Genomic DNA, 25327 nt, shown 5'->3' on the forward strand with positions numbered 1-25327 from the left:
GCCGGCCCGGCCCCGGTCTGCGTAGACCGGCACCCCGGCGGCGGAGAGCGCCAACACGTCCCGGTAGACGGTCCGCTCGGAAACCCCCAGCTCCCGCGCCAGCCCACCCGCCGTCACCGACCCCCGCGCCTGCAACAACAGGAGCAGCGACATCAGTCGGGAGGCCCGCCCCCGCCCATCCTGGCCGCCCCCGCCCCACCGCCCCCCGCCGCCCACCCGCCCCCTGCCGTACGCGGCGCCCCCCCCCGCCCCCCCGGCGTCGGCCCCCCCACCCGCCGCCCGCCGCACCGCCTCCGCGGCGGCCACGCCGGGCGACGACGCCGGGCCCGCCGGCTCGGCGGCGCCCACGCCGGAGGCGTCACTCCAGCTGTCCCAGGCCTGGGCGCCCGAGGTGACCTCGACGCCCTGCACCACAGTGACGAAACCGGCGGTACGCGACAGGGTGTGCCGGGCGGCGCTGAGGTACAGCAGTTTCGCCCCCGCGCCCAGCTCCCCGGTCGACGGGGCGAACGGGGCCGCGAACGAGCCGAGCAGCGCCGCGCCGACACTGCCCAGCGTGGTGGCCTCGTCCACCGCTGGCGGGTCGAAGCGCACCAGGTCACCGGGCTTCAGGTCGGGGCGGCCCTTGAGGGTCAGCGTCCACGCCCGACGCCGCGGCGCGGCCGTGCCGCCGGCCTCGGTGGCCGCGTACGGGTCGGTGTCCTGGCTGCCGTTCTCGGTGCAGGCGAGCAGGCCGGTGGCGAGTGTGAGGGGCTTGGGCTCCCCCTCCGGGTAGGGGATCGGCCGCTTGCCGACGTGCACGGTGCCGTCCCGGATCAGCAGCATTCCGCGCCCGTACGCGTTGAGCGACTGCTGCAACGCGCCGCCGATCCGTTCCAGCGCGGCGCGGTGCAGCAGGCCGGCACCGAAGGTGACCCGCTCGTCGCCGGCCGCCTCGGTGGCGCCCCGGGTCATCGTGCCGTCCGGGTTGGCGCCCCAGGTGGCGATGTCCACTCTGGTGCGGTCGGCGACGGCCCGGATCGCGGCGCTGAAGGTCGCCGCCTCGAACCGCTCGGCGACCCGTTGACCGAGCCGGGCGTACGCCCGCTCGACGAGGGTCAGCTCGGTGTCGTAGGTCCGCTCGCCGGTGAGCCGGCGTACCTTCGTCACCCGCAGCACGGCGACCAGCGCCTGGGTCAGCTCGGCCGGCGTCGGGCCGGCGTTGACGCCCACCAGGTTGGTGAAGAACGCGCCGACGGAGGTGTTGGCGTCACGCCAGTACAGGTGCAGCTTCGCCACCAGCGGCGGTTGCCCCTCGGCGGTGCGCAGCGCGGCGAAGTGCTCGTCGATCAGCCCCTGCACGGTGATCGTGTACGCGCCGGGCCCCAACCCGTCGGGCAGCGCCGCGTCGATGGCCGCGTAGTAGTCGGCGCTGGACAGCGTGAGCGCCGCGTCCTGGCTCAGCCCGGTCGGGGTCTCCCGGTGGAAGGTCAGCGTCCACCCGGCGTCGTTGCCGACCGCGCCCTGGCGGACCTGACCGGTCTGGAACGGCGTGAGCGTCATCGCAGCACCCTCCGCAGCTTCTTGTCGAGCAGGTAGCGGTAGCGCAGCCGGCCGGGGCCCAGCTCGGATTCGACGCGCTGGGCGGGTGGGCGGCGACGCCAGACGAACTCGTTGATCGGCGGCGGCCCGAACTGGTCCGCCGCGCGGTCGGCGCGCCGCCAGGCCAGAGCGATGGACGAGCCGTAGTCGCCGGAGCCGCGTACCGTCCCGGCGTGCAGCAGCCAGCCGAGCACCACCACCTCGACGGCGATCGGGGTGGACCCGGTGGCGACCGACGGGCCGGCGTCGGGGCAGATCCGGCGCAGACCGGCGGCCAGCGGCACCGAGCCGAGGATCCGGGTGCCCTGGCGGACCACCAGTCGCAGCGGCACCCGGCCGACCAGTGCCGGTGGCGGGGGCACGGCCGGGGGCGCGGGTCGGGGTGCCAGGTCGTCGGCGGAGCTGCTGACCACCGCGAGGGGGTCGGTGTTCAGCCACTGCCGGGCCAGGCCGGTGGGCAGGATCAGCACCGCGTGGACACCGGCGCCCAGCTCGACGCGGTGCGGGAGGCCGGCGGTGAGGCCCTGCCGTACCTCGGTGAACCCGTCGGGCACCTCGACGGGTGTGTCCGGCAGCAGGTAGCGGTCGATCGGGAACGGTGGCATCAGTTTCCCAACCCGTCGGCGAGCGCGCCGACTCCGATGCTGGCCACGTCGAGCAGCTTGCCGAGCAGGCTGGGACGGGGCACGTGGACGAGGGTGATGGTGGTGTCCAGGACGTCGCGGCGGGCGGCGGACGCGTTGAAGGTCAGCGTCTGCACCTGCATGTCGGTGCGGATGGTCATCGAGGTGACCAGGATCAGCCCACCGAACTTCCCCCCGGAGTACGCCGCGAGGGCGGTGCCGCGTTTGCTCGCCTCGGCCATGGTCTCCAGGGCGAACTTCCAGGCGTAGCGCTCCGGCCCGACCAGCACCCCGGTCAGCGTGATGGTGTCGTCGTGGGTGGCCACGATGGCCTTGTGCGCGGTGGACCCGATCGGCGGCAGGTGGTAGGTCTGGGCCAGGGAGATGGCGGTGACGGCCCAGATCGGAATGGGCAGGATCCCGTCGCTGATGATCGCGGACGGCACCGTGCCGTACCGCATGAAACTGGTGCTGGCCATGCTCAGCGCCCTCCGGTGGGTGGCAGCGGCACCGGCGGACCGGTGGGTTCGACGGCCAGGCCCAGGTCGCGCAGGGCCTGGGTGATCTCGCGGACCTCGCCGGCGGCGCTGGTGACCCGCAGCCGCAGCCGGCGGTCCTCCAGTGCGCGGCTGATCCGCGCGGGCCGGGTGGACGCCGAGCCCCGCCGGTTGATCCGGTCGATCTCGGCGGCGGCGTCCTCCATCCGGGAGATCGCGTCGACGATCCGCGGGTCCGGGGTGAAACCGGGGTCGTCGCGTTGCAGCCGGGCGATGGCGTCGCGGAAGTCGGCGGCGTCGCGGCGCAGGTTGGTGACGAGGTTGTCGGTGAGCGCGCTGACCCCGCTGACGCTGGAGGCCCGGTGCGACTTGTCGTCGATGAGCCACACCCAGCCGTCGTGGCCGATGCCGACCAGGTCGGTGCCGGCGACCTTGACGTTGGCGTCGGGGCCCTTGAGGAACAGCTCGATGCTGCTCAGCGAGAACGCGGCGCCGTACTCGCCGAGCACGCCCCGGCCGTAGGTGACCATGTCGTGGCGCAGGTACGCCCGGAAGCCGGGGCCGTCGTCGGCGCGGCCGCCCCGGTCGCGGAAGCGCCGCCACAGGGTCGTCAGGGCCTCCGGGTTGTGCAGGGCGAGCTGCTGGGTGAGCCAGACGTCGCCGCCCTCGACCACGGCCCGCAGGTGCGGGTCGGCGATGCGGCCCAGGGCTTCGGCCAGTCGTGCCTCGCTGACCTGCAGGCCGCGCGAGCGGGCCTTGCCGAGGTCGTCGACGGCGGTGCGCAGCCGGGCCAGTTCGTCGGGCGTGAGCCGGCCGCCGAGGCGGGTCTCCAGGTCCGCGATGGCCGCCAGCTTGCTGGCCCCGGACTCGGCGCCCACCGCGTGCCAGAGCGCCGTCGGTTCCAGCGCGGCGGCCCGGCGCAGCGCGGTCTTCTGGTCCTCCGGCAGGGCCCGGAACGCGGCGGCGACGATCTCGGTGGGCTCGGTGTGCCGCCCGGCCGCGCCGCCTCCGCCGGCTGAGTCGAACTCGCGCAGCAGCGAGTCGGCGTACACGGCGGAGTCGTCGGCCAACCGCAGCGGCGCGTCCCCGACGATGCCGTCGCGGGGTCGGCTCAGCTCCCGCATCTCCGTGTTGAGCTGGTCGAAGTACCCGGCGAGGGTGGCGACCCGCTCCCCCTCGGGCAGGGTGCCGCCCTCCAGCACGTGGTCGAGGATGGTGGCGATGTTGTCCCGCAGCACGGCGATGCGCTCCAGCCGGTCGACCGCGTTGTTCAGGTGCAGGTCGGCGACGTCGTCGATCATGCTCCGGACGAGGTGCTCCAGCAGCCGTCGGGAGCGCACCTCGCCGGCCTCGCTGTGCGCGGCGACGGTCCGGATGAAGCGGCGCAGCCGCGGGTTCGCGTCGGCGGCGGCGTGCACGGCGGCGGCGTCCAGGAACCGGCCGGCACGGAACCGGCGTGGCCCGGTCACGGCCGGACCACCGGCACGCGCGGACCGGCGGCAGCGCCACCGGGCTGGGAGTCCAGCACCATGAGGATGAACCGGGCGCCCTCGGGGCCACCGACCGCGCCGCTGAGCATCGCCTCGCGCTCCACGTACGCGAGCACCGGCTCCATCAGCTTCTGCACGACCCGTTCCAGCACCTCGTTGAGCAGGATCTCGGTGAGGAAACCCTGGAGCAGGTCACGGGACGCGGCCTCGATGATCTGCCGGGTGACCCGCCGCACCACGTACCCTCGGGCGGCGCGCAGCCCGGCGCGGACGCCGAAGCGCAGGGCGACCCGGCCTCCGCGCACGGCCGCGCCGCCGATGGTGCCGGCCTCCGGGATGAGCGACAACGCCAGCCCGAGGTACGCGGCGAACAGCTCGACCTCGACCTCGGTGCGGGTGAGCACCAGCTCCGGGTCGAGCATCGCGGAGTAGAGGCGCTCGCGCTGGTGTGCGTGTGCCACGTCGACGGCGGCGACGGCCACCCCGACCACGAAGCCCAGCGGCGGGCAGAGCAGCGACAGCGCGATGATCCCCACCATGATGCCGAACGCGCTCAGCGCCTCCCGGCCCAGCTCGGTGGCGAACAGGTCGTCGACGCCGGTGGCGTAGTAGAGGTTGCCGCCGAAGAACTCGCCGATCTGCTGGTGGGTGACCAGGTGGATGCCCTGCAGAGCGAAGCGTCCACGGGGGATGGTCGCCGACGGGATGTGCTCGCTGATCCGGCTGGAGCGGAACGCGAACCGGGCGTCGGTGCGGGAGCGGCCGAGCATCTCGGTGTTGTTGCGCCGCATGTCCTGCAACACCCGCCACAGCTCGTCGCGGATCGCCGACCGGTTGCCGGCGAAGCGGGCCAGCACGTCGGGCAGGTCGGTGATCTGCTTGACCAGCGGGTCGATGCCCTCGGCCTCGCCGCGTTGGATGACCAGCGCCTGCTCGATCTCCGCGAGGGTCCAGAGCACCGCGTGCGAGTCGCGGATCCGGGTGGTGCCGTCCCGTTCGACGATCTCGCCGGCCGCGCCGGGGCTGCTCAGGGCGGCCTCGGTGGCGAGGAACGCGGTGGAGATGGCGCGGGCGGCCCCGTACCAGGCGGTCGACGGGTTGGCCATGCTCACCGTGGCGAGGGTGCCGCCGCCGACGTCGGTGTGTTCGGCCGTCCACCGAACGGCCTCGTGGCGGCGCAGCCGCTCGCGCAGCCCCTGCAGCTCGGCGTAGTCGCTGAGCTGGGAGACGATCAACCGCTCGAAGATCGGCGCGTACTGGTCGAAGTGGGCGATCCGGGCGTCGATGCCGGTGCGCGAACTGAGCAGCAGTTGCACGAGCATCGCCTGGCTGCCGACGACGAAGAGCTGCCCGACCGCTCCCTTGATCGCACCACTGAGCGCCTGGACGAAGTGCAGGTTCCAGGACGCGGACGTGTCGATCCAGCCGCCCTGGATGCGGGCGAAGTGCTCGGGCTGGCTGTAGCGGCCCATCACCAGCTGGGCGAGGTGATCCAGGCGGGGCACGACCCCGGCCAGGTGGCGCAGGAACTGCACGGCGGGCGAGGCGACCGGCCGGAAGTCCAGCGGGCCGAGCCCTCCGGAGCCCTCCGGCACGGGCCGGGTGAACGCCTCGCGCTCCGAGGCGCCGACCAGCAGGCTGATCGCCGCCGCCCGGCCGCGCAGCATGGCGGCGGCCTGGAGGCAGAAGTTCGCCGGGTAGCGGCAGGCGTCGCCCATCTGGAGCCGGAACGCGATGTCGTCCATCAACCGGCGCAGCTCGTCGCCGTCCGGGCCGAGTGCGGCCAGCTCCGGTTCACCGTTGAACGGGGCGCAGGCCCGCATCTCGGAGTGTTCACCGGCGACGGCCGGAAACCGTCGACCCTCGACGCCGGGCGGGGCGCTGGGGCTGCTCGGGTCGAAGACGAACCCGCCCCGTCGGGCGCCGCCGCCGTCCCCACCGGTGCCACCGCCGCCCGGCCCGGTGCCGGTGCCGGTGGGGCCGCCGGGTCCGCCGCCGGTTCCCGGGCCGGTGCCACCGCCCACACCGGAGCCGCCACCGGTGCCCGTTCCCGGGCCGGTGCCGTCGCCGATGCCGCCGCCGGGGGGCGCGTTCGGGTCCGGTGGGGCCGCCGGGTGCTGCTCGACGCTGATCGGCAGGAGGTTGGCCGTACCGGTCCAGTGCAGGTTCTTGTCGGTCTCCTCGGTGCCCACCAGCAGCAGGGAGACCCCACCGATGCTGATCACGACGAGGCAGGTCGGCACCGCACCGCCCACCGAGGCGAGGATCGCGTCGACCCGACGGGTCACCTCGGCGTCGACGGCCCGCTCGATCTGCGCCTGGTACTCGTCCACACTGGTGGTCTCGCCGCGCGGCTGGGCGGTCCGCAACCGTTGCCGGATGTCGGCGCTGAGCTCCTCGTCCACCATCGCCACCAGGGCGCTCCGGTCGGCGACCAGCCGCCGCGCCACAGTGCCGGGCTGCGGGCTGGGCACCCGCTCCTCCACCTCGAAGTGCGGCTGCGGGGAGGCCCGCAACACCGTCTCGCCGAACCGCTCGAACGTGAGGACCGACCACGGGGTGGTGTTCACCATGACCGCCCAGACCGGGCGCCCGTCCGAGCCGATCACCCGGGCGATCAGACCCTGCGGGGTGCCCGGCGGCAGACCGCCGTGCTGACGTACCGCCTCACGGCCCAGCTCGGCGAGGTGACTGGCCAGGTGGGTGGCCGGGCGCAGCAGCCACTGGTAGGTCACCGAGGGCGGCACGTCGCCGTCCACGGGCACCTCGGCGGCGTCACCACCCTCGTCATAGGACGGCACCCGGTAGACGGCCAGCAGGTGCCGCATCCGCTGCGGGTCCCACACCTCGGCCGCCGGCCGGCTCAGCGGCGCGGCCACCCCGGCCGGTAGCCCCGGGTCCAGCCGCGCCGCAGTGATCACCTCGTCGATGCGCCGGCGCAGCCGGGCCTCGAAGGCCCGCCGGTCGTCCGGGGACACCCGCTCGCCGCCCGCGCCCGTCCAGCGGAACACCGGCGGGTTGGGGCGTACCTCCAGGTAGCCGCCGCGGGGCGCGACCACCTCGCGGCGGGAGCGTTCCAGCGCGCGGGCCAGGGCCGCGCCGAGCGCGGCCGTCACCGCCTCCGGCCGCTCGGTCACCGACCGGGCGTCCAGCCGGATCCGCACCGGCACGTGCACCGAGATGGCCACCGTCAGACCTGCCCGTCCAGGTGCTCGGCGAGGCGGGCCAGCGCGAGGTCGGCGAGCGCGTCGGCGTCGACCGCGCCGCCGGCCACGACCACCTCGATCTCCACCGGGAAGTGGTACGCGATGACCGCGCGGTCGTCCTCGGCCACCTGCGCGGCCTCCGCCTCGCTGCCGGCGGCCGGCAGCACCAACTCACCCGCGTGCACCAGGGCCAGCCCGGTACGGGTGACCCGGGCGGCACGGCCAGCACCGGTCGTCATCTGCTACCTCCGGTTGATCGTCGGCGGGCTGTCGTCCTGCCCGGTCAGGGCAGCACGGACTGGTCGCCGGTCTTCGGGTCGACGGTGGCGGCCAGGCTGAAGCCGCTGAAGGTCGCGGCCGGGGCGCCGGAGATGGTGGCGGTGGTCGGCGTGGCGCTGGTGATCATGCAGTCGCGCAGGACGAAGGACGAGAACGCCCAGTCGTCACCGGTGTGCTCCAGCAGCGCGATGTCGAACAGGTCGCCGTCGAGGGCCAGCTTGGTGAGCCGGCCGGCGACGTCCCCGATCGCCTTGACGGTCATCGTGAAGTTCATCGACACCGGCGCGTGGATGACACCCAGGTGGGTGACCTCGCACGAGTGCAGGGCCTCGACGTTGAGCGAGAAGGACGGGCTGAACGAGTCGATGGGGCTGATCAGCACCGTCTCGGTGCCCTTGGTGTACTGCACCGCGAGGCGGGTCTTCCACTCCATGGTCTGGTTCCTCCGGGTCAGAACTTGGCCACGAGCGTGACCAGCAGGCGGCTCACGGCCGGGCCGTACGTGACGGTGACGACCAGGTCGACGGTGCGGTCGGCCCGGGCGGCGGTGACGATCGAGGTGTCGGTGGCGGTACGCGCGACCTCGGGGATGGCGAGGATGTCCAGCACCGGGATCTCGATGCGGTAGTCGTCGATCACCGCCTGCCGCTTGAGTGGGCCGAGGATGCCGTCGACCTGGGTCTTCAGCAGCGTCATGCCCGGCTTGGTGATCCGTGCGTCGCCGACCAGACCGATCAGGCCGGCGCGCAGCATGAACTCGATCTGGTCGAGGGTGCGCACCAGGTCGACGTGCAGCAGGCTCGCGTCGGAGGTGAACAGCCGCCCGTCGGCGAAGTGCAGGCTCTCCCCGGTGATCAGCGTCGGGTCGATGATCGGCGTGAGGTTGGCCTCGGACAGGCCCTTGATCTCGGCCGGGCTGTACTGCTTGGCCACCGGGACGGCGACCCCGCGGATCTTCTTCAGCACGATGCTGTGGTGCACCGGCAGCCCGGCCACGGCGGCCATCGCGGCGGTGGCCGCGTCACCGTCCGCGCCCCGGGCGGCGATCATCACCATCCGGCTGGTGCTGCTCTTGAGCGGGTTCGCGGCGGTGGTGATGTCCGCGACGTAGGTGGAGCCCTTCTCGGTGGCCGGGTTCACCATGGCGAACCCGAGCCGACGCTGGCCGGCCGCGGACATCGTCTCCACGTGCGCCTTGAGCGCGTGCAACCCGGTGGGGGCACCCGCACCGGCGGGGTTGCCGACGCCCGACTCGTTGGCCAGCGACACCATGGTCACGTCGTCGGCGGCCTCCAGACCGCCGAGCGCGGCGGCGTAGTCGTCGCCGGCGACCTTGACCCCGTACACCTTGGCCGGGCGCGGGTCCTGCAGGAACGCCAGTTCCAGGGAGTTGTAGAGGGCGTTGCGCACCACGTTGCCGGCCTGCCGGCGGGCGAAGTTGGTGACCGCGTCGTCGAGGGTCTCGATCCGGACCGGAGTGTTCGCGGGCGCCGAACCGCCGTCGGCCGTGGCCGGCGCCTTGCCCACCACGGCGATGACGCCCGGTGAGCGCTGGGCCAGCGGCGCCGGTGGTGGCACGATCCGGACCTCGATGAACGGGAATGCTGCTGTCGGTGCCACGGGTCCTCCCGGACGAAGTTGCTGCTGCGGTCGTGTGCGGCTGGCCAGCCGTTGAGGTGGTTGGTGCGGTTGCCGGCCGCTGGGCTGGCGGCGGCCGGGAGTGTCAGGTCGGCACGGCGGCGAGCCCGATGCCGCTGCGGGCGAGCCACTGGCCGGCCCGGGCGAACCGGGCGGCCCGCTTCTGAGCGTCGGTGCCGGTGTCGCCGCCAGGCCAGCCGTCGTCGTCGAACGTCTCGACGGGGACCACCCAGACGGCGACCACCCGGTGTCGTCGCCGGACGTCGTCGGGCGCGGGCACGTCCAGGCCCAGCTCCTCGGCTCGGGCCCGCACCAGGCGGGTCTCGACGAGCAGGTCGGCCAGGGAGAAGCCCTGATCGCGGATCAGCACGGCGGCGGCGAACGGCAGCGGACGCGGGGTGGGCGGGGCGGCTGACGGCGCCGCGTAGCGCAGCTTCACGGTGGCCCCCGCGGCCTGCCCGCGCATCCGCGTCACCAGGTCGCCGGCGTTCGCGGCGCCGACACCCGCCAGCAACCGGTCCAGGTGCGCGTCGGTGAACGCGGCCGGCTGGTGCAGTCCCGCCCGCAGTCGGGCCACCAGCCGGCTCCGGCGCTCGGTCTCCAGTTGCGCCGGGTCGGCCGGCAACGCGCCCAGGTCGGCGACGATCTGCGGGTCCACGTCGAAGGCGGGCACCGCCACGTCGAGGTCCTCGACCCGGTCGCGGGCGGCGCTGGTGCGCACCACCAGGCTGCCCCGCCACAACGCGTCGATACGCAGCGCCGCACCACCGAGCCCGTGCAGGCGTACGCGCAGCTCGGTGCGCGTGGTGCCGCCCGAGCCCAGCCACTCCCCCTCGGCCACCGTGACGGGAGCGGCGGCGAAGCCGAGGGTCAGCTCGTCGAAGACCGCCGCGTACGGCGGCGCGACCGGCATCGCCTCGGTGTCGTACGCGGCCTCGACCAGGTGCGCCAGCGACGCGTCATCGAAGAGCGCGGCGCGGGTGCCCGGATCGGCCAGCCGCACCAGCACCCCGTCGACGAAGTCCACCGCACGGCCTCCCCGCTGCCCGTGCCGGTGCACCCTGCCCCGGCTCGCACGAGGATCGCGAAGGGCCCGTCACCGGACCGTCACCGCCACCGTCACCGTTCCCCGCCACCGCCGACACTGTCGGGAACTGAGCACCCACACCGCTCTCCGCAGCCTTGAAGCGTCCTCGACGGCGGCAGCCCGCGGCGCGGTTGGAGGTGGGCCGTGAGACACCTTCGGCGAGGGCCGACTAACGGTTCGGGGGCGGCGCGTCGTCCAGGACGACGCGGAGAGGGTGCGCGGCGCTGGTGGCGAGGTTGCCGAGCACGGCGAGCAGCAGGGCGTACTGACCGGCCGGCTCGTCGGCCAGCAGCTGACCGGCATCGTTGACCAGCAGGGTGAGCGGGCCGGCGTCCAGCCGGTCACGGAGCACGTCGGAGAGGGCGTCCCAGGTGCTGCCCAGGTGGGCCGGCAGGGCCAGCGCACCGGCAAACGCGGCGAAGAGCGCGGGCCGGGTTCGGGCTGCCGCACCGGACAGCACCGCCGCGCCGGGCACCTCCCGGGGGGCATCGCGGTAGACGGTCAGCCAGTCGGGCAGCCGACCGTCGTCCGTGTCGTCCATCACGTGTCTCCTGGTCTGACCCGGGCGACGACGCCGAGGGCCGACCGGCCGCAGCCGGCCGGCCCCGGGTCGGTCAGAGCCGGTAGAAGTCGGTGTAGTGGTTGGGTGAGAACCAGGTGACCCCCGTGCCGCGATTCACCACGATCCGGTACGCGTCCCGGGCGGCGCCCTGGGTGCGGGGGTACACGTCGTACTCGTGGTAGGTGGCGTTGGTCGGCAGTTGACCCTCGTAGTTGTAGAAACGACCACCGGCGAAGTTGGACAGGCCGCCGCTCCACGAGTACCAGGCTCGGCTGGTCGGGAAACCCTTGGCGGACCAGCCCGATCGGGCGGTACGCGCGTCCGCGCAGCGGCTGACGGTGCAGGAGCTGTAGACCGCCGCCGAGGCAGAGTCGCTCAACCGGGGGGCCACCACGGACGGGCCGACCAGCGCGGCGGCGACCATGGTGAGGAGCAGGGCGAGAGTGGTGGTACGCCGGCGGATCGCGCCGAGCGTGGCCAGCGGGGACACGAGGGTGGACACAGGCTGCCTCCAGACCATCCGAGCCATCGATCCGCATCAGTGTCGGATCGAGCCCAGTCTCACCGTTGTCGGCCGACGACGACAGCCCTCTCGCCCCAACTGCGCCACAATGCTCGGTGAACCCCGGACGACCCTTCCCCTGCTCTCTCCGTACCCGATGCCGGTGGCCCCGGCGGACGAACCCGGCGGGTGCGGTCCCGGCGGTGACGGCGTGGCTCCGGGCAAATCGGTCATCGGTTGTTAGCGTGGAACGCGGATCCGCGACCGTGGAGGGGTGCCATGACGGACGCCCCCGATGGGAGGCCGAGGCCCGCGGACCAGCTTCGGCGTCGGGGCGTTCGGGGGCTGACCATCGCCCGCGACGCGAGCGTCCGCGGTTGGCGGTGGTGGGCGCGGCACTGGGATCGACTGGTCGCCGCCCTCCAGGACGAGGCGCCCGTCGGCTCCGGCGCCGCCCCGTCGCCCGCCGGGCCCCTCGTGGAACAGCGCGACGCTCCCCGGCTGATCGCGGTCCCGGCACGCGGGTACGTGTACTCGTTCCACATTCGCGCCACCTTCGCCTGGTCGTCGCCGACGAGCCTGCGCTCCGAGGTGCTGAGCTGGTACGTGCAGTACTTCCAGCCCAACGCGATCCAGCGGCTGACCCGGATCGCCGCCGACGCCGCCCGGAATCTGCCGCCGCATCGCGCGGCTGACCTGGAGGTGGCGTTGCGACAGGCACTCACCGACGAGCCGGAGTGGTCCTACCAGCGAGGTGACATCGTCATCACCTGCCGCCCCGACGCCGCCGTCCGGCTCGACGAGCGGATCATGCCGGCGCTCCAACCGCACGTCGACCGGCTGCTGCAACTGGAGTACCAGTTCGACGAGCAGGTGCGCAAAGCCCGGTACGCCGAGGAACTGAGCCGCCGGTGGGCGACACTCCTGAGCACCCACGCGGATGACCAGGACGTCGCCGACGCCCGCGACGACATGCTCACCACGCAGCGGGAGGCCGCCCGCTGGATCACCGAGCTCCTGCGCCGCCACGCCGAACACCCGCAGGAAGCGACCGCATCCCCGATCCCACCCCAGAGCCGCCCCTCAGGGTCACGTGATGGTGAGTAGCTGGCCATGCTGAACGGGACGGAGCCTGGCCGGCCGGTTCTCCGTCTAACCGCCGAAGCTCAGCGCCTGCCGCAGATCCACGTCCAGGCTCTCGTTGTACTGCGAATCGGGCTCAGCCCCGCCAGCGCTGAGGACGGTGCTGAAGAAGCATCTGGCGCCAACGGCGAGGATCACGCCGAAGATATCCGTGTCATCGAGACCGTGACCGCGCAGGCCCGCGACGTCGGCCTCCGTGATGGAGTTCGCATCGGCCGCGACCTTTCCGGCGAAGTTGACGACTGCGACCTCCTGCGCGGAGAGACCGGCGTCGCCGTGGTCTGACGCGATGGCGGCGACGGTCGACGCGTCGAAGAACTTGTCACGTAGGACCTTCCCGTGAGCCAGGCCGCAGTAGGAGGATTTCAGGGCCCGGGCCGCGGCGAGGGTCGCCAACTCATAGCGGCGCAGCTCCATCCCGGCCTTCACCGCGCCGTTGAGCTGCTGCCATGCCAGGTACGCCGCCGGGCTGTGGGCGAACAACCTGGTGTAGTTGGGCAGGTACCCCATCGCCTCGGTGTCCGTGTCGAACATCCGCTCGGTGTCCGGCGACTGCTCTGCCTGTTGTAGGAAACTCATCCGACTCCTCCCCCTGCTTGACCCGGACCGTACGCCCGTTGGGACTGCTGACGCTGTCGGGAAACCGGCCATGCACGGGGTGCCCGACGATTAGGGCCAGAGGGCCGAACCATCGGGGACCCACGTGCACAATCAGAGCCGGGAGAGGATTTCCGCCTTCTTGGTCGTCCATTGGCGTCGGCCGTCGTACCGGCACCCTCACCCCGCGGGCACCTCCGGCGTCGCCGTCGACCGGTCGGCCAGAGCCTGCCGCAGCGTCGCGGACTGCTCCACCGAACCCCCGCGCACCGCGAGACTCCGCCGAGCCGCGCGGTAGTACCCGTCACGGGCCTCGTCGACGCGGGTCAGCATCTCCGCCACGTCCGATGGCGCCTCGACAAGTTCCCGGGCCAGCCGTTCGACCTGCCAGATCGCGTCCCGCCAGCTGGCGGCGGCGGCGACCGTCGGTTCGTCGCCGAGCAGCAGCAGGTTCTCCCAGACGATGGTGCGCCGAGCGTCCGCCTCGGCCAACCGGGCCAGCCCTTCCTCACGCTCAATGGGGTGGCTTCGCGAACCCGGCCGGTGGTCGGCCGTCAGTCGCAGCGCCACCGCGTGACTCTCCTTGAGGGCGTGCGCGTAGTCGACGTACGCGTCGAGCCGCCGCTCGTCCCAGCGGACGCTCTGGCTGCGCCGCCAACGGGCACGGTCGGCCAGCGAGGTGGCGAGGATCGTGCCCAGGGTGCCAACGAGGACGCCGAGGAGCGTCGGAAGCTGCGTCAGAAGCGTGCTCACGCCGCCCAGGCTCTCAGCACCAGGCAACCTTCGTCAGCTCTGCCGACCGCATCAGTCCGGCGGGTCGCGAGGATGGCAAGGGTTTCCTGGCGTATCCGGTCGGCCTCGTGCACCAGCCGTCGGTGAGCGAAGCGGACCACCAGGATCCCGATGCTCGCCAATTGGGCATCGCGGCGCAGGTCAATCTCACGCTGACGTGGGTCGCCATGGGTGGTGGCCCCGTCGAGTTCGATGTTGACCCGCTCCCGCTCGGCGAACATATCGAGGTACACCGTGCGCCGCCTAACTCGGACCGGCATCTGTCGGCGGAACGCCGGCATCCCCGGACCGGTGAACACGTGTTCGTGTCCCCAAATTTCCAGCGGGCTTCGGCAGCCGTCGGCGAGCCGCGTCAGCAGTGTCCGGAACGCCGCCCGGTCTGTCAGCTTCGGCGTGCTCTCCAAGGCCACTCCGAGCCGCTCGGGGGTCGTCAGCCATTGGTTGACCGCCCGGATCACCGGTGCCCGCCGCTCAACGGGCGGCATTGTCGGCCAGGAGTCGACGAGCGCCTGCTCCAGGCGGGTGACCGTCAGTCCCTGTCGCACGACCACGTGCGGCGGCTCCATGAGCAGGCCGCGCCGGCGATGCACGACCACCCCGGGTCGGGTGCGCAAATTGGCCGACGCCGGCGTGCTCAGGTGTACGAGGTCGCCCACAGCCGGCGGACGCAGCCCCCAAACGCCGAGCGCGCTGAGGTGACTGAGCGCACCGAAGCCGCCAGCCCAGGCGAGGGCCGCGCGATGACCCAGAGTCGGGTCGAGCCGACTGATGGCAGGAGTGCCGGACCGGCCACCGACGAGATGTGCAGCCACGAACACCTCGGGCAGCACCCGCACCAACTCGCTGTCGCGGCAAGCCGACTGCAACGTCCACGATGGCACCACTTGTCGGGCGGCCCTGAGCGTCACCAGCCCTCCGCCAAGCTCCACCAGCTCCCACAGCACCGAGTTCACACCAAGACCGTTCAGCCGCAGCCCAACCCTTCGCAACCACGCTGTCCCGCCCTCTGTGGACAGCAGGCAGATTGTGGACGACGCCCGGCCGCGCCGACTCTGTGCTAGCCGAGATGATGATCGGTGGCAGTTCAGCAGTTCGGTGCGCGGCGTGTCGAGCTGCTCAGCTGCCAACGATCAAGGCGGGCAGGCTCAGCTGCCAACGATCAGGGCGAGCAGGTCACGACGGCACGTCGCGGCGGCGGAAGCCTGCCACGCCGGCGGCGAGCAGGGCCGCGGCCACCGCCGTCAGCACCACCAGTGGCAGCGCCGCCGGGTCCACGGCGGGCACGGACGGCACATGGGTGTACGGCGAGACGTTGAGCGCGGCCTGGGGCAGCTTGAGCACCGCCCCGAGCTGCCCGAGCAGCAGGAAGACCAGCAGGGCCGTCCAGGACAGCACCACCGACCAGCGGGGCAGCAGCCCGAACAGGGTGGTCACCACCCCGGCGACCACGAGCAGGGCGGGCAGGCGCAGCAGCGCGGCGCCGCCCAGCTCGACGGCCTGGCCGAGCGGGTCGTCGGTGACGAGGCCGTAGCCGAGGCCGGTGGTCACGCCGGCGAGCAGCAGCAACGCGACCGCGCCGAGCGCCGCGGCGAGCACCTGGGTGCCGAGCCACCGGGTACGGCTGACCGCCGTGGCGAGGGCGGCTTCCAGGACGCCGTCGGTTTCGTCGCCGCGGACCCGGAGCAGGGCCTGCACCACGTACGCGCCGATGGTCAGGGCGAAGAGGCCGAGCATCGCGGCCAGGTACGCGTCGAGGAGGTTGGCTCCGCCGCCCATCGCGTTGATCGCCTCGGCGGCGGCCGGGTTCTGGTCGATCATGGCGTTGAACTCGTCGCCGGCGATGCCCATGGAGAAGCCGAGTACGGCCACCCCGACCGCCCAGCCGAGCAGCGTGCCGCGTTGCATACGCCAGGCCAGCCCGGCGGGGCTGAGCAGTTGCGGCGCACCGCTCGCCGGCCCGCGTCGGGGGGCGATCAGCCCGGCGCCCAGGTCGCGGCGCTCGGCGAGGGCGTACGCCAGTGCCACCCCGGCCAGCAGCAGCGCGACGGGTAGGGCGAGGACCCACCAGCGTTCACCGCCGAAGGCCCGCACCTGGTTGCCCCAGCCGAGCGGGGAGATCCATGAGGGCCAGGCGCTCTGCACCCGGGTGCCGTCGGCGCTCTGCTCGCCGAGCACGTCACCTGCGGCGCGCAGCACGAAGGAGAGCCCGACGGCGGCGGCGGCGAGCGCGTTGGCGCCCCGGGAGGTGACGGAGAGCTGGGCGGTGACGGCGGCGATCGCCGTGAAGGCGACCCCGACGCCGCCGATGGCGGCGGCTGCGGCGAGGGAGCCGGCCGGCGGTAGGCCGGCGCCGACCAGCGCGAGCGCGAGCAGCCCGGCGGCCAGCACGTTGGCGGCGACGATGACGAGCAGCGCGGCGGTCAGCGGGGCGTACCGGCCGACCACGGATGCGCCGAGCAGTTCCGCTCGGCCGGTCTCCTCGTTCTGCCGGGTGTGCCGGGTCACCGCGAAGGTGCTCAGCAGGGCGACGATCAGGGCCAGCGTCACGTACGTCTCGGCGACCACCACGGCGCCGAGGTCGGTGCCGGCGATGGGGCCGTTGAAGGCGCGGGCGACCAGGCTGGACGCGGACGTGGTGGCGTACCCCTGGCGGGCCGCCTGGTCCGGGTAGATGCCGGCGACGCTGCCGGCGAGGGCGTAGCCGAGCAGGGGTGTGCCGAGGACCCAGATGGCGAGGCGGATCCGGTCGCGGCGCAGCACGAGCCGGGCCAGCAGCGCGGTGCCGGTCAGCGCTCTCACCGGGCACCGGCCTGCGGGGCACCGGCATCCGAGGCGGCGGGAGCGCTGGCACCGGCGGTGGGGTCGTCGCCGTAGTGGCGCAGGAAGAGCTGTTCCAGGGTCGGTGGGGTGCTGGTGAGGGCGCGGACGCCGAAGCGGATGAGCTGGCCGAGCAGCGCGTCGAGGTGCGCGGGGTCGACCTCCAGGTGGGTACGCCCGTCGACCTCGTGCACGTCGTGCACGCCGGGCAGCGTGTCCAGGCCGGTGACCGGCCGCGCGGTCTCGACGGTCACCGCCGTGCGGGTGAGGTGACGCAGCTCGGCGAGGGTGCCGGACTCGACGGTGCGGCCCTCACGGATGATGCTGACCCGGTCGCAGAGCGCCTCGACCTCGGCGAGCACGTGGCTGGACAGCAGCACGGTGGCGCCGGCCTGCTTGACCCGCCGGACCTCGTCCTGGAACACCGCCTCCATCAGCGGGTCGAGGCCGGAGGTCGGCTCGTCGAGCACGTACAGCTCCACGGTGGAGGCGAAGGCGGCGACGATGGCGACCTTCTGCCGGTTGCCCTTGGAGTACGTGCGGCAGCGGCGGGTCGGGTCGAGGTCGAAGCGTTGCAGCAGCTCGTCGCGACGACGCCGGTCGAGGCCGCCGCGCAGCTTGCCGAGCAGGTCGATGGCCTCCCCGCCGGTGAGGTTGGGCCAGAGGTTGACGTCGCCGGGCACGTACGCCAGTCGGCGGTGCAGGCGGACCGCGTCGCGCCACGGGTCGGCGTCGAGCACCCGCGCGTCGCCGGAGTCACGGTGCAGCAGCCCGAGCAGGATCCGGATGGTGGTGGACTTTCCGGAGCCGTTGGGCCCGAGGAAGCCGTGCACCTCCCCCTGCTCGACCCGCAGATCCAGCCCGTCGAGTGCCCGGATCGCGCCGAACGTCTTGACCAGGTTGCCGATCGAGATGACGGGCATCGCCCCTCCTGCCGTTGGCTGCGTCGACCGATCCCACTGTACTGACCAACGGTCAGTTGAATCAACGGTGATAGTGCCCACCGGTCAGGGCGTCGTTAGGCTGGCCGGCATGACCGCCGATCCCGCGGACGACACCCGCACCCGGATCCTGCGCGCCGCGCTCGACCTGTTCGCCGAGCACGGCTACCAGCGCACGTCACTGCGCCAGATCGGCGAGCGGCTGCGGCTGACCAAGACCGCGATCCTGTACCACTTCCCGGCCAAGGAGAACCTGCTCGCCGCCCTGGTCGAGCCATTGCTGGCCGATCTGGAGAGGCTGCTCGACGCCGCACAGGGACAGCCGACCGAACAGGCCCGGTGGACGGTGCTGGAGGGCTGGGTGGACGTCATACTCGCCCATCGCCGACCGCTCGGCATGCTCTACCACGACATCGCGCTGGTCGGTCGGGGCGACACGTACCACCGGTTGATCACCATCGCGATGCGGGCGAACGACCTCATCGCGGGGCCGGACGCCGGACGTCGCGAGCGGGTCCGGGCGGTGCAGGCGGTCGCCGCGTGCAGCGATCCGGTCGTCTTCTTCACCGACGTGTCCGACGAGGTGCTGCGCGCCGACATGCTCGACGGCGTACGCCGACTGCTGACCGCACCGCCCGCGGACGCCGCAGGCCCGCCAGCGGCGGACCCGGCAGGCACGGCCGCGCGCCGCGCGGTTCCGGCGGACCCGGCCCTGGCCGAGGCGAGCCGGCCGGACGCGGCGCCGGGCAGCGAGGTGGTGACCCGTCGGCGGCGACCGGGCCGGCCGCGCGCGCTGGGTCGGGAGCAGGTCGAGGCGGCCCGGCGGATGCACGCGGCGGGCACCCACTCGGTGGACGCCATCGCCGCCACGCTGGGTGTCTCGCGGGCCACCGTCTACCGCCACCTGGACGAGCAGCAATGAGACGGTTTTAGCGACGGTTTCGAGACGGTTGTGAGGGGGCTCAGGCCGCCAGGGTGGCGTAGCGGCCGTTGCGGTCCAGCAGGCTGTCGTGGGTGCCGGCCTCGACGATCCGGCCGTGGTCGAGCACCGCGATCTGGTCGGCGTCGCGGACGGTGGAGAGCCGGTGCGCGATGGTGATGGTGGTCCGCCCCTCGGCCAGCACGTCGAACGCGCGCTGCACGGCCCGCTCGGTCTCGGTGTCCAGTGCGCTGGTGGCCTCGTCGAGGACGAGGATGCGGGGGTCGCGCAGCAACGTGCGGGCGATGGCGAGCCGCTGCTTCTCGCCGCCGGAGAAGCGGTGGCCGCGGGAGCCGACGGTGGTGTCGTACCCGTCGGGCAGCCCGGCGATCAGGTCGTGGATCTGGGCGGCGCGGGCGGCGTCCTCGATCTCGGTGTCGGTGGCGTCCGGTCGGGCGTAACGCAGGTTCTCCCGAACGGTGGTGTGCAGCAGGTACGTCTCCTGGCTGACCACGCCGACGATCGCGGCCAGGTCGGCCAGTCGTAGGTCACGCAGGTCGACGCCGTCGACGGTGACCCGGCCGGCGGTCGGGTCGTGCAGGCGGCTGACCAGCCCGGCGAGCGTGCTCTTGCCGGAGCCGGTCTCACCGACCAGGGCCAGGCTGGTGCCAGCGGGCACGTCCAGGGTGACCCCGGCGAGTGCCGCGGTGTCGCTGCCCGGGTAGCCGAAGGTAACGTCCTCCAGGCGCAGGTGGCCGCGCACCAGGGCGGGGTCGAGGCGAACCGGCTCGGTGGGGTCGGCCACGTCGACGGGCAGGTCCAGGTATTCGAAGATCCGGGCGAACAGCGCCAGCGACGCGGTGAGCGAGACGCCCACGTTGAGCAGACCCATCAGCGGCCGGAACAGGCCGCCCTGCAGGGCGGTGAACGCGACCAGGGTGCCGATGCTCAGCGTGCCGGCGGTGCCGGGCAGGCCCGCGGCGAGGTAGATGACCGCCGGTACGGCGGCGAAGATGATGCTCATCGAGGCCATCCGCCAGCGGCCGGCCAACTCGCTGCGCAGTTCCAGGTCCACCAGGCGGGCCGACGAGGCGGTGAACCGGTCGACCAGCGCGGGGCCGGTGCCGAGGGTCTTGGCCAGCTGCACGCCGCTGATCGAGAGCCCCTCCTCGACGGTGACGTTGAGGTCGGCCAGCTCGCGTTGCCGTTGGGCGGTGATCTCGCGGCGCATCCGGGCGACCCGCCGGGTCAGCCAGATGGCGGGCGGCAGCACCACGAGCGAGACCAGGGAGAGCTGCCAGGAGAGCGCGACCATCGCGACCACGGTGGCGACCACGGTGGTGAGGTTGGCCGCGACGGCGGTGGCGGTGGAGGTGACCACCGACTGCATGCCGCCGATGTCGTTGGTGATGCGGGACTGCACCTCGCCGGTGCGGGTGCGGGTGAAGAAGCCGAGCGACTGACGCTGGAGGTGGCTGAAGACGTCGGTGCGCAGCCGGTGCATGACCTGCTGCCCGACCTGGGTGGAGATCCAGGTCTGCACGACGCCGAGGGCGGAGGTCACCGCGGCCACGGCCACCATGCCGACGACCAGCCAGACCAGCAGGGTCACGTCGCCCTGCGGCAGCGCGCGGTCGATCACGGCACGCAGCAGGAAGGGGGTGGCCATCGCGATGATCGAGGAGACCACGATGATCGCGGTGACGGCGGCCAGCGCGGGCCGGTGGGGGGTGAACAGGCGGCCGATGCGACGCAGCGACACCTGGCGGGCCTGCGTCTTCTCTTCGGCGGTGACGGTGTGGTGGCCGCGGTCGCGGCCTCTCGGGGTGGGTTCCAAGGGGCACTACCTTTCCTTCGGACATGCTGAGGTTACCTCAACATGAGGGAACAACCGCATCGGCTGCTACGGTATTCCGGTGATCGAGCACACGTCCGACGGCGCGGACGACGAGAGCCTGGCCGAGACGTTCTGGGCCGTGGCGTCCCGTCTGCGCCGGCAGACCCGGGAGTCCTTGGCGCCCTGGGACATCACCCCCAGCCAGTCCCGGGCCCTCGGTGTCCTGGGCCGGCACGGCGAGGTCCGACCCGGCACGCTCGCCGAGCACCTGCACATCGCACCCCGCTCGGCCACCGAGGTCGTCGACGACCTCCAGACCCGAGGGCTCGTCGAGCGCCGGCCCGACCCGGCCGACCGGCGGGCGACGCTGGTCGCGCTCACCGAGGAGGGCAACCGCGTCAGCGCCGCCATCCGGGCCGCCCGCCGCGCCGAGGCCGACCGCTTCTTCGGCCACCTCAACGACACCGACCGCGCCGACCTGGCCCGCATCCTGCGCACCCTGCGCGCCTGACGGGTTTGCCCCCCGCGCCCACGGGTAGCCAGCGCCCCCGTCCGGCCGGCGGGACCGGCCGGCACCGGTCGGGGGCGAGGTGACGGGAGGCCCGGCTGATGTGCGGGATCAGCGGGGAGGCGCGATTCGACGGTCGGTCGCCCGACGCGGCGGCGGTCACCCGGATGACCGAGGCGATGCGCTCACGGGGCCCGGACGACGAGGGCTTGTTCGCCGACGGCTGGGTGACCCTCGGGCACCGCCGGTTGACCATCATCGACCTGTCCGACGCGGGCGGGCAGCCGATGGTCCGCGACGACCTGGGCCTGGCGTTGGTCTTCAACGGCTGCATCTACAACTACCCCGAGCTGCGCGAGGAACTGCGCAACGCCGGGTACGCCTTTCACTCCACCAGCGACACCGAGGTGATCCTGGTGGCGTACGCGCACTGGGGTGAACGGTTCGTCGACCACCTGGTCGGCATGTTTGCCATCGGGCTGGTCGACCGGGTGCGGCGGCGGCTGATCCTGGCCCGCGACCGGCTCGGCATCAAACCGCTCTACCTCGCTGAGACACCCGGGCGGCTGCGGTTCGCCTCCACCCTGCCCGCGCTGTTGCGGGCCGGCGACGTCGACACCGGCATCGACCCGGTGGCGCTGCACCACTACCTGTCCTGGCACTCTATCGTGCCCGCGCCGCGGACGGTACTGCGTGGCGTGCGCAAGCTGCCGCCGGCCACCCTGCGGGTGATCGAGGCGGACGGGCGCAGCCGCGAGGAGGTCTACTGGCGGCCCGACTACGTGCGGGAGCCCACCGACACGGGGATGGACGCCGCCGACTGGAAGGCCGCCATCGGGGACGCGCTGCGCGCGGCGGTACGCCGACGGCTGGTCGCCGACGTGCCGGTCGGCGTGCTGCTCTCCGGCGGACTGGACTCCAGCCTCATCGTGGCGCTACTGGCAGAGGCCGGGCAGCAGCACCTGCGGACGTTCAGCATCGGCTTCGACAGCCGCGACGGCGAGTCCGGCGACGAGTTCCACTACTCCGACCTGGTGGCCCGCGCGTACGACACCGACCACCAGCGGATCCGGCTGGCCGACGACGACCTGGTGCCCGCCGTACGGCAGGCCGTGCTGGCGATGACCGAACCGATGGGCAGTCACGACGTGGTCGCCTTCCACCTGCTCTCCGAGCAGGTGGCGCGGCACGTGAAGGTGGCGCAGTCCGGGCAGGGCGCCGACGAGGTGTTCGCCGGCTACGGCTACCACCAGCCGCTCACCGAGGCGCCTCGGCACAGTGCCGCCGAGACGTTCGCCGCCGCGTTCTTCGACCGCGACCACGACGAGCTGCGCGGCATCGTCGGCCCGGCGTACGCGCTGGAGCACGACGTCAGCCGCGAGCTGCTCACCGAACACCTCGCCGCGCCCGGGGCACAGACCGCGTTGGACGCCGTGCTGCGCCTGGACACCCACCTGATGCTCCCCGACGACCCGGTCAAGCGGGTGGACAGCATGAGCATGGCGTGGGGGTTGGAGGTGCGTACTCCCTTCCTCGACCAGGACCTGGTCACCCTGGCCGCGCACTGCCCACCGGAGCACAAGGTCGCCCAGAGCGGCAAGGGCGTGCTCAAGGAGGTCGCCCGGGAGGTGCTGCCGGCCGAGGTGATCGACCGTCGCAAGGGCTACTTCCCGGTGCCGGCGCTGCGCAACGTGGACGGCCCGGTGCGCCACCTGGTGGCCGAGGCGTTGCAGGCGCCGGCCGCGCGCGAGCGGGGGCTGTTCCGCCCGGAGTACGTGGCTCAGCTGCTGGCCGAGCCGGACCGGGCCGAGGCGGCGGCCGGCAGCAACAAGCTGTGGCAGCTCGGCCTGCTGGAGTTGTGGCTCCAGACCCACGACATCCGCTGAGCGACGCCGGTCAGCCGGCGGTCGTACGGGCGGCCAGGTCGTCGACGACGGCACGCACGTCACCGGTGTGCTCCAGCACCCGGCGCTGCCGGGTCGCGCCGGTGCCGTCGCGGCGCAGCCGGGCCAGTTGCGCCAACACGTACCCCAGGTCGCCGTGGCGCAGCAGGGCCGGGGCGATCACCGCCATCAACTCGTCGACGAGCGCCCAGGCGGGGCGGGTGCCGCCGCCGCGCAGGTCGATCAGCTCGCCGTCGAGGCCGTCGTGGGCGGCCCGCCAGTGGGCGGCGGCGACCAGACAGTCGCGCACGGGCGGTGCGGTCACCCCGGCGCGTACGTCGTCGGCGAGGGTGGCGACCAGTGACCGGGCCAGCGCGGCGACCAGCACCGCGTCGTCCACGTCCGGGCAGACGTCGCCCACCCGGATCTCCACTGTCGGGTAGGCCGACGACGGGCGGGCGTACCAGTAGACCATCGCGGCGTCGAGCATGATGCCGGCGGCGATCAGCTCGTCGACGGTCCGGTCGTAGTCGGCGGCGGAGTCGAAGTACGGCGTCGGGCCGATGCTGGGCCAGCGTTCCAGCTGCATCGACCGCCAGCTGGCGTGGCCGGTGTCGCGCCCGTCGTGCAGCGGCGAGTTGGTGGTGATCGCCTGCACCACCGGCAGCCACACCCGCAGGTGGTTGCAGACCTGCACGGCCAGTTCCCGGTCGGGCAGCCCGATGTGGACGTGGCAGCCGCACACCGCCGGGTCGTGCGCCACCGGGCCGTACCGGCGCGACATCGCGTGGTAGCGCGGCCGGTCGGGCACGGTCAGGTGCGGCTCGGCCACCGGGGTGGCGCCGATCGCCACCAGCCGGGCCCCGGCCGCCGTGGCGGCCTCGGCGGCGGAGTGGCGCAACGCCACCAGGTGCGCGCGCAGCTCGCTGAGGTCGGCACAGACCGGGGTGACCATCTCCACCATGCTGTGCCGGAACTCCTGGCGGCTCTGGTCCCGGGCGGGGCCGCGCAGCGCGGCCAGCACCTCATCGGCCACCGGCAGGTTGCGCCCGCTGTCCGGGTCCAGCAGCAGGAACTCCTCCTCGACGCCGAGCGTGAGGACGGACAGGTCGGGAACGGTGCCGGCGGTCGCCGAGCGGTACTTCATGGTCCCTCGCCCTCCACTGCTGCGGCCGGCGCCTCGGTTTCCCGGCCCAGCCCGACGGCAAACGCCCGCTCAGGAGCTGGCCAGGGCCGCCGCGCGGGCGGCGAGGAAGGCCCGTTCGGCCGCGTTGTCCGTCAGGGCCACCGCTGTCCGGTACGCGTCGACGGCCTCCGCGTCCCGCCCGAGCCGGGCGAGCAGGTCGGCACGGACCGCGTGGTGCACGTGGTAGGTGTCCAGGTCGAGCTGATCCACCTCGGCCAGCCCGGCTGCCGGCCCGGCCACCTCGGCGAGCGCGACGGCCCGGTTCAGCGCGACGACCGGGCCGGGGGCGAGCACCGTCAGGTGGTCGTACAGCTGGAGGATCTGACCCCAGTCGGTGTCGGCGCTTCGCGGCGCGGCGCTGTGCACGGCGGCGATCGCGGCCTGGATCTGGTACGGCCCGGGCCGGTCGCGGCGCAGGCAGCGCCGCACCAGCGCCTGCCCCTCGGTGATCAGCTCGGCGTCCCACCGGGCCCGGTCCTGGCTCGGCAGCGCCACCAGCTCACCGTCGGCGCTGGTCCGCGCGGCGCGGCGGGACTCGGTGAGCAGCATCAACGCCAGCAGACCGAGCGCCTCCGGCTCGTCCGGCATCAGCTCGACCAGCAGCCGGGTCAGCCGAATCGCCTCGGCGCACAGCTCGGCGCGGACCAGTTGGGGCCCGGCGCTGGCCGTGTGCCCCTCGTTGAAGATCAGGTAGAGCACCGCGAGCACCGCGTGCAGGCGGTCGGGCAGGTCGGCGTCGCGGGGCACCCGGTACGGGATCCGCGCGTTCCGGATCTTCGACTTGGCGCGGACCAGACGCTGCGCCATGGTCGCCTCCGGCACCAGGAAGGCGCGGGCGATCTCGGTGGTGCTCAGCCCGCCGAGCAGGCGCAGGGTGAGCGCGACCCGGGCCGCCGGGGCGAGCGCCGGATGGCAGCAGGTGAAGATCAGACGGAGTCGGTCGTCGCGCACAGGCCCCTCCTCGACGGGTCCGTCGGCGGCGAACAGCAGGGCCGCCTGGGTGTGTCGGTCGGCCCGGGACGCGTCGCGGCGCAGCCGGTCGATCGCCCGGTTCCGGGCCGTGGTGATGATCCAACCGGCCGGGCTGGGCGGCGGGCCGGTCGTCGGCCAGCGCGCCACCGCGACGACGAAGGCCTCCTGCACGGCCTCCTCGGCGAGGTCGATGTCGCCGAGGAGGCGAACCAGGACGGCGACCGCGCGCCCGTACTCCGCGCGGAACACCGCCTCCACGTCAGGCAC

At 73.2% G+C, this 25327-nt stretch carries 23 protein-coding genes; 4 read left to right on the top strand and 19 right to left on the bottom strand.

Annotated elements, in window-relative coordinates:
• From LADH09A_RS18180 to LADH09A_RS18230, 11 genes are all read right to left on the bottom strand, one after another.
• A partial coding sequence (locus tag LADH09A_RS18180; RefSeq protein ID WP_238646689.1) for a helix-turn-helix transcriptional regulator occupies nt 1-153 on the bottom strand: 153 nt, incomplete at its 3' end.
• 1385 nt (nt 154-1538) lie between these two features.
• Nucleotides 1539-2186, bottom strand: coding sequence for a hypothetical protein (locus tag LADH09A_RS18185; RefSeq protein ID WP_238646660.1), 648 nt, complete (start codon nt 2184-2186; stop codon nt 1539-1541).
• Nucleotides 2186-2683, bottom strand: a complete 498-nt coding sequence (locus LADH09A_RS18190; protein WP_238646661.1) for a hypothetical protein — start codon at nt 2681-2683, stop codon at nt 2186-2188. The genes LADH09A_RS18185 and LADH09A_RS18190 overlap by 1 nt, the downstream gene beginning before the upstream one ends.
• A 2-nt stretch (nt 2684-2685) precedes the next feature.
• On the bottom strand, nt 2686-4170 hold the full coding sequence (locus LADH09A_RS18195) for a hypothetical protein (RefSeq protein WP_238646662.1): 1485 nt from the start codon (nt 4168-4170) through the stop codon (nt 2686-2688).
• Nucleotides 4167-7379 (bottom strand): hypothetical protein, encoded by a 3213-nt coding sequence (locus LADH09A_RS18200; protein WP_238646663.1) that lies wholly within the window; start codon nt 7377-7379, stop codon nt 4167-4169. The genes LADH09A_RS18195 and LADH09A_RS18200 overlap by 4 nt, the downstream gene beginning before the upstream one ends.
• A 2-nt stretch (nt 7380-7381) precedes the next feature.
• Nucleotides 7382-7636: a hypothetical protein gene (locus tag LADH09A_RS18205; RefSeq protein WP_238646664.1), complete on the bottom strand. Its 255-nt coding sequence runs from the start codon at nt 7634-7636 to the stop codon at nt 7382-7384.
• Nucleotides 7637-7680: 44 nt separating this feature from the next.
• Nucleotides 7681-8109: a hypothetical protein gene (locus LADH09A_RS18210; RefSeq protein ID WP_099854053.1), complete on the bottom strand. Its 429-nt coding sequence runs from the start codon at nt 8107-8109 to the stop codon at nt 7681-7683.
• 17 nt (nt 8110-8126) lie between these two features.
• Nucleotides 8127-9296 carry a hypothetical protein gene (locus tag LADH09A_RS18215; RefSeq protein ID WP_238646665.1) on the bottom strand — a complete coding sequence of 390 codons (1170 nt, stop codon included), beginning with the start codon at nt 9294-9296 and terminating at the stop codon, nt 8127-8129.
• A 103-nt stretch (nt 9297-9399) separates the two neighbouring features.
• Entirely contained in the window at nt 9400-10341 is a 942-nt protein-coding gene (locus LADH09A_RS18220; RefSeq protein ID WP_238646666.1) for a hypothetical protein, read from the bottom strand.
• A gap of 229 nt (nt 10342-10570) precedes the next feature.
• Entirely contained in the window at nt 10571-10942 is a 372-nt protein-coding gene (locus tag LADH09A_RS18225; protein WP_238646667.1) for a barstar family protein, read from the bottom strand.
• Nucleotides 10943-11015: 73 nt separating this feature from the next.
• Nucleotides 11016-11465 carry a ribonuclease domain-containing protein gene (locus LADH09A_RS18230; RefSeq protein WP_238646668.1) on the bottom strand — a complete coding sequence of 150 codons (450 nt, stop codon included), beginning with the start codon at nt 11463-11465 and terminating at the stop codon, nt 11016-11018.
• Nucleotides 11466-11744: 279 nt separating this feature from the next.
• Here LADH09A_RS18230 and LADH09A_RS18235 point away from each other — a divergent pair, with 279 nt between their 5' ends.
• A complete protein-coding gene (locus LADH09A_RS18235; RefSeq protein WP_238646669.1) occupies nt 11745-12572 on the top strand; it encodes a hypothetical protein in 828 nt (275 codons plus the stop codon).
• A 45-nt stretch (nt 12573-12617) separates the two neighbouring features.
• Here LADH09A_RS18235 and LADH09A_RS18240 read toward each other — a convergent pair whose 3' ends face one another.
• From LADH09A_RS18240 to LADH09A_RS18260, 5 genes are all read right to left on the bottom strand, one after another.
• A complete protein-coding gene (locus tag LADH09A_RS18240) occupies nt 12618-13187 on the bottom strand; it encodes a carboxymuconolactone decarboxylase family protein (RefSeq protein WP_238646670.1) in 570 nt (189 codons plus the stop codon).
• 198 nt (nt 13188-13385) lie between these two features.
• Entirely contained in the window at nt 13386-13958 is a 573-nt protein-coding gene (locus LADH09A_RS18245; protein ID WP_238646671.1) for a hypothetical protein, read from the bottom strand.
• Nucleotides 13955-14950: an endonuclease domain-containing protein gene (locus LADH09A_RS18250; protein ID WP_238646672.1), complete on the bottom strand. Its 996-nt coding sequence runs from the start codon at nt 14948-14950 to the stop codon at nt 13955-13957. The genes LADH09A_RS18245 and LADH09A_RS18250 overlap by 4 nt, the downstream gene beginning before the upstream one ends.
• A gap of 220 nt (nt 14951-15170) precedes the next feature.
• Entirely contained in the window at nt 15171-16796 is a 1626-nt protein-coding gene (locus tag LADH09A_RS18255) for an ABC transporter permease (RefSeq protein WP_238646673.1), read from the bottom strand.
• On the bottom strand, nt 16793-17737 hold the full coding sequence (locus LADH09A_RS18260; RefSeq protein ID WP_238646674.1) for an ABC transporter ATP-binding protein: 945 nt from the start codon (nt 17735-17737) through the stop codon (nt 16793-16795). Before LADH09A_RS18260 ends, LADH09A_RS18255 begins: the two co-directional genes overlap by 4 nt.
• 109 nt (nt 17738-17846) lie before the next feature.
• On the opposite strand from LADH09A_RS18260, the gene LADH09A_RS18265 reads away from it, so the two are divergent.
• Nucleotides 17847-18677 (top strand): TetR family transcriptional regulator, encoded by an 831-nt coding sequence (locus tag LADH09A_RS18265; protein ID WP_238646675.1) that lies wholly within the window; start codon nt 17847-17849, stop codon nt 18675-18677.
• Between the two features lie 40 nt (nt 18678-18717).
• Here the strand turns inward: LADH09A_RS18265 and LADH09A_RS18270 are convergent, their stop codons facing one another.
• A complete protein-coding gene (locus LADH09A_RS18270) occupies nt 18718-20511 on the bottom strand; it encodes an ABC transporter ATP-binding protein (RefSeq protein ID WP_274529725.1) in 1794 nt (597 codons plus the stop codon).
• Nucleotides 20512-20590: 79 nt separating this feature from the next.
• Between LADH09A_RS18270 and LADH09A_RS18275 the strand changes: the two genes are divergently transcribed.
• The gene (locus tag LADH09A_RS18275; RefSeq protein WP_238646676.1) at nt 20591-21022 is read left to right on the top strand and encodes a MarR family winged helix-turn-helix transcriptional regulator; all 432 of its coding nucleotides are present in this window, start codon (nt 20591-20593) and stop codon (nt 21020-21022) included.
• A gap of 98 nt (nt 21023-21120) precedes the next feature.
• Complete coding sequence (locus LADH09A_RS18280) at nt 21121-22905, top strand: N-acetylglutaminylglutamine amidotransferase (RefSeq protein WP_238646677.1); 1785 nt, start codon at nt 21121-21123, stop codon at nt 22903-22905.
• Nucleotides 22906-22915: 10 nt separating this feature from the next.
• On the opposite strand, the gene LADH09A_RS18285 is transcribed toward LADH09A_RS18280, so the two are convergent.
• A complete protein-coding gene (locus tag LADH09A_RS18285) occupies nt 22916-24049 on the bottom strand; it encodes a carboxylate-amine ligase (protein WP_238646678.1) in 1134 nt (377 codons plus the stop codon).
• Nucleotides 24050-24118: 69 nt separating this feature from the next.
• A complete protein-coding gene (locus LADH09A_RS18290) occupies nt 24119-25327 on the bottom strand; it encodes an RNA polymerase sigma factor (protein WP_238646679.1) in 1209 nt (402 codons plus the stop codon).

This window comes from Micromonospora cabrerizensis, assembly GCF_022230955.1.
Classification (GTDB): domain Bacteria; phylum Actinomycetota; class Actinomycetes; order Mycobacteriales; family Micromonosporaceae; genus Micromonospora; species Micromonospora cabrerizensis.